Here is a 4,385-nt window from a genome sequence, read left to right on the forward strand (position 1 = left end):
GAACACCCAAGGGCAGCGAGGCCCGGCACCCCACCACGCACTCAGCCCGCAAAACCGCCAAAAGTCAGATCCAGATCATCAGCCCAGGCGGATCGGTGGATCAAGGCTAAGACGCGGCTAGCACCGCTCATTGAGTCCATGCCTGTCGAGTCGGTACGCTGCCGAACGAATCAGCTCGACAATGCGGCCAGTCCGGAACCTCGGCTTGCGTCAACTGCGGATCCAAGGAGCCGTTCCAAGCGGGGCTGGCGGTTGTCCGAAGACCTATATGAGTGTCCCACCGGCATAGTGGACCGCCGGTGGGACACTCACAGAATGCCGTGAATGCAAACTCACGAGCGATGGGTATCCCGGTGGGGATGAAGCACTTCAGTTTTCATTTAGAAGTAGGTTATAAATACTTTCTGTGTAACACAGTAAATATTTGCCCTACAGAGAATCGGCTGATTCGTATTGGTCAGCAGCCGCCAATGTAATATGCAAAGTTGAGGCCGCCCAAGTTCGGGTTTGCATAGAGGCGGGTTTCTCCAGGGGTCACGCACAGGTCGCGTTCGGCGTAGTAGTACTGGACTCTGATCTTGACGTTACCTGGACCGCAGTGGTTATAGATCGCTTCTTCCCAGGGCGGTATGTTGCCGCCGATGTTCGACGTGACAACACCCTGAAAACCGCACACGGCTGCAGATGCCGGCGCGGCGGTGACTACCAGTCCGGAGACTACCAGAGCCGCCCCAGTCGTTATTGCGGCGCAAAAGCGCTTGAAACCGTTTAGCTGACTCATTGGACCTGCCCCTTAGCAGAGGCCGACGTAGTAGGCGCCAGTGATCCTGTCGCCCTGGTTCACGAATCCGAGCCAGCTGTCACCCGGGGGTACGCATGCGTAACGGTTGCCATTGGGTGATTCGGTGACGATCCTAACGTTTGTGGGACCGCAGTGACCGTAGACAGACACGACTTTCTGGCCGCCAAAGGGGTCTAGGGTCTGACCAAGCAAGTTCAGACTGAGGATGGAACTGTAGGTGCGGATTTCTTGCGAGTAACCACATACCGAAGCCTTCGCCTCTTCCGGCCCCACTAGTGAGGTGCCAACGATGCCACCGGCAACGAGAAGCCCTGTGGACAGAATTGTGACAATCTTTCGAGCTTTCATGTTATTTTCCCCCATGTTATTTACAAACCCTGTCAAGTTGGGTTCGTTCAATACGATAGAATATATCCATGGCTACTTCAACTAGATCGCCGACGATGCGCCAGGGCCGCAAGCAGAAGGTACTAGGGCTGGCGTTTTGCGTGTCGATGGCGGGCCTCTTGGCTTCGATCTTCCTCACCGGCCGGAACCCGCTTTTTCCTGGGATGTCTGGTCCGCTGCTGGTGCTGTTCTTCTTCCTGGCCGCAGCAGGCAGCGTCATCGGGCTTGCCGCTATCAGATTGCGGCGAACAGCGAAGGAAATCTCAGACAGGGATAACTGAGAGGACTTCGCTCCTGCGGAAGTGACATGCGGCTACGTGGAGGATCCTGGCCGGCGGCGGTGAACGGGCGGCCCAGTTCAAGCGGGGCGTGGTTGACGGCGTCCACTACCTAAAGCTCATTGAGCCCATCAAGCAGTTCAAACGCGACGGCAAGCTCGAAAGGGGCGCTCGTCCTCTGCTACAAAAGCCATTCAAGGCGCCGAAGGGGATGAGACGGGCGATATGCCGGCCCTTGGATACACGGATCAGGCCACCATCGTCCATTGGAAGCTTAGCCAGTGCGATGAGGAGATCGCGGTCCTGAAGAGGTCGCTGGCGCGGTGCCCAAAGCAGTACCGGGACGGCAGCCCGATTGCCGAGCCTCTCGCGAAGCTGGGACAGGCTTGAGCCAGGCCCAGGTCTGTCGTGGGGACTGAGAACGCAAGGCGAGGACGGCGCATGTGTGTTTCCTGGTCAGCCTGTAGCCCTCGGGCTTTCCTACCTGCAGTACTTTGTGGAAGAACCAGACATCACGCAGCCTCATGAGGGGCTACCCAGCGTTCAGGTCCGGCAGCTCGCCGAGGAACTCAGTCCGGGAGTCGATGCCGACTGCTTCGAGGATCGCGCGGGCCAGGGCTGGCGCGTCTTCGGCCCGGTAGTCGACTGCCGCCGTAACCCCGTCCGCCTGGTCTATCTGGATCACAGCGTTCCTATCTCCGTGTGGAATGGGACGCCAGACATCGAGGTGGTCCTCCGCGATGAAGGTGTCCTGGTGACGGTGGACGAAGTAGTCCTCAGCGGCCATGGAAATCCTCTCCTGAAAAATGGGCAAGAGAGCACTATAAGCAAGATGGGGCCGCGCCGGCCAGCCCTACTCGCAGTCCGGCAACTGCGTCCGCTCCGGCATCGAGTCGAACAAAAACGTCGACCGCGCCATCGACATGACGAACGGCGACGAAGACTATGCCGCGGACGACGCCGAGAAGAACCTCTGAGCATCTGACACCTGCGGCTCCCCGACCGAAGCGGCGTATCCGCCCGCTCGCGGCCGCGCTACTTGCTCCCCGGAGAGTCGTGCCGTTTGATCACAAGCTTCGGGCCGCCGTCAACCGGGAGGACATTCGATGTCGGGACGAGGAGGCACAAGCGACTGGGATCGTTTACGGCGCGGGTAGCGAGACCTGGCGACGTTCCCACTCCGGGAGCTTCCTGCCTGCGACTTTCTTGGAGGTCAGGTGCCTGCGGTGGTAGTGCTCGCACGGGTAGGCCCGGGCGGAATGCCTGCCCCGGCTCCCCCACTGCCACGATTGCGTCCAGGGCGCGCAGGGCGGTGAATGGGCTCGGGTACGGATACTTGTTGCAGGCCATTGCGGATTCCCTCGTTCGTTTGATCGAACGGTTCACACCCGCTTGCAGTCGACATAGTCGTTTTGCCAGTCGGACTCTGGCACACGTCACGACGCCCACGCGACCGTCCGCAACTCGTGGAAAGGCCCAGGGCCACAAAGCCCAGGAGTTCCTGCAGATCGCCCTTGGGGCCTGCCCGCTGACCAGGCTCAGCGAGCTCATGATCACCTCCGGATCAGTTGCCATGTCATGCCGCTCCCTCCGCATTCCCGCATGAACAGGTATCAGAGAGAACAATCCGGACCAGCCGCAAACCCAGGTCCAACTAAAGAATAATCAGCACGTCATGTTGTAGGCCGCTCTAGCCGCCATGAAGTGGTGAACGCGAAAACCCAAGGAAAGGACGAACGAGGATGAACACCAACATGAGACCCCGCAGAGCGGTACGCGGCCCGCCGTAGCGAGCTGCTCCACCACAAACCGAACAGTGTCTTTCCGGGATCCCACACACCCGGAACATCAGATCAGGGGCGAGAGTGTGCACAATGTGCACACGAAAATACGCCTAAAAGCCACTGACCTGCGGAAACACTGTGCCCGAGGTGGGACTCGAACCCACACACCTTTCGATACCGCATTTTGAGTGCGGCGCGTCTGCCAATTCCGCCACTCGGGCGCGGAGTACACCGGTGTCATAATCGCCCAGCCACAGTGCTGTGAGCAACGCGATCGCTTCCAGTGCGCGGAATTACTCTACATGCAGATAGGCTGAATTCCAGAATCGCGCCAGTGACGCCGCATCGAACATAACCGGTCCCAGTACAGCAGCGGTGACAACCTAAGATGGTCCAGTCCCCGCCGTACCTTTCCAAGGAGTTCCCGTGTCAGAACAGACGGAGTCAAACCCCACGTCCAAGCCGGCGCGCCGCGTGGTTGTCGCCGAGGACGAGACCCTTATCCGGCTCGACATCATCGAGATCCTGCGGGGCGAAGGCTATGACGTCGTCGGCGAAGCTGACAACGGCGAGAAGGCCGTGCAGCTCGCCGAGGAACTTAAGCCGGACCTGGTCCTGATGGACGTCAAGATGCCCGTCATGGACGGCATCTCCGCCGCCGAGAAGATCGTCAAGGCCAGGATCGCCCCCGTGGTCCTGCTCACCGCGTTCAGCCAGAAGGAACTCGTCGAGCGGGCCCGCGACGCCGGCGCCATGGCCTACGTGGTCAAGCCGTTCACCCCCGCCGACCTCATCCCCGCGCTGGAGATCGCCCTCTCCCGCCATGAGGAAATCAAGGCCCTCGAAAGCGAAGTGACTGATCTGCAGGAGCAGTTCGCCACCCGCAAGCTCGTGGAGCGTGCCAAGAGCCTCCTGACCACCAAGATGGGCCTGACGGAGCCCGAGGCATTCCGCTGGATCCAGAAGACGTCCATGGACCGCCGCCTGAGCATGCGTGAGGTTGCCGAGACCATCATCAACCAGGTCAACTAGTCCGGCCGGCAAGAAAAAGACATAGAAGGAGGGTCCCCGGCCACCTTCTCCCCCCTAAGGGGCACCCCCCCCTCTCCCTCCGCCCCCAAACCACACCCCTTT

At 60.2% G+C, this 4,385-nt stretch carries 5 protein-coding genes and 1 tRNA gene; 2 read left to right on the top strand and 4 right to left on the bottom strand.

Annotated features, from left to right (window positions below):
• Positions 1-457: 457 nt before the first annotated feature.
• A complete protein-coding gene (locus ACZY0Y_RS19605) occupies positions 458-781 on the bottom strand; it encodes a DUF6355 family natural product biosynthesis protein (protein WP_463959906.1) in 324 nt (107 codons plus the stop codon).
• 12 nt (positions 782-793) lie between these two features.
• Positions 794-1,201: a DUF6355 family natural product biosynthesis protein gene (locus tag ACZY0Y_RS19610; protein WP_463959907.1), complete on the bottom strand. Its 408-nt coding sequence runs from the start codon at positions 1,199-1,201 to the stop codon at positions 794-796.
• Positions 1,202-1,218: 17 nt separating this feature from the next.
• Between ACZY0Y_RS19610 and ACZY0Y_RS19615 the strand changes: the two genes are divergently transcribed.
• On the top strand, positions 1,219-1,470 hold the full coding sequence (locus ACZY0Y_RS19615; RefSeq protein ID WP_463959908.1) for a hypothetical protein: 252 nt from the start codon (positions 1,219-1,221) through the stop codon (positions 1,468-1,470).
• Between the two features lie 529 nt (positions 1,471-1,999).
• On the opposite strand, the gene ACZY0Y_RS19620 is transcribed toward ACZY0Y_RS19615, so the two are convergent.
• Positions 2,000-2,281: a hypothetical protein gene (locus ACZY0Y_RS19620; RefSeq protein WP_463959909.1), complete on the bottom strand. Its 282-nt coding sequence runs from the start codon at positions 2,279-2,281 to the stop codon at positions 2,000-2,002.
• Positions 2,282-3,390: 1,109 nt separating this feature from the next.
• Positions 3,391-3,472, bottom strand: a tRNA-Leu gene (locus tag ACZY0Y_RS19625).
• Between the two features lie 205 nt (positions 3,473-3,677).
• Between ACZY0Y_RS19625 and ACZY0Y_RS19630 the strand changes: the two genes are divergently transcribed.
• On the top strand, positions 3,678-4,283 hold the full coding sequence (locus ACZY0Y_RS19630; RefSeq protein WP_024368455.1) for an ANTAR domain-containing response regulator: 606 nt from the start codon (positions 3,678-3,680) through the stop codon (positions 4,281-4,283).
• The last annotated feature ends 102 nt before the right edge of the window (positions 4,284-4,385 follow it).

Source organism: Pseudarthrobacter kochi (genome assembly GCF_055412805.1).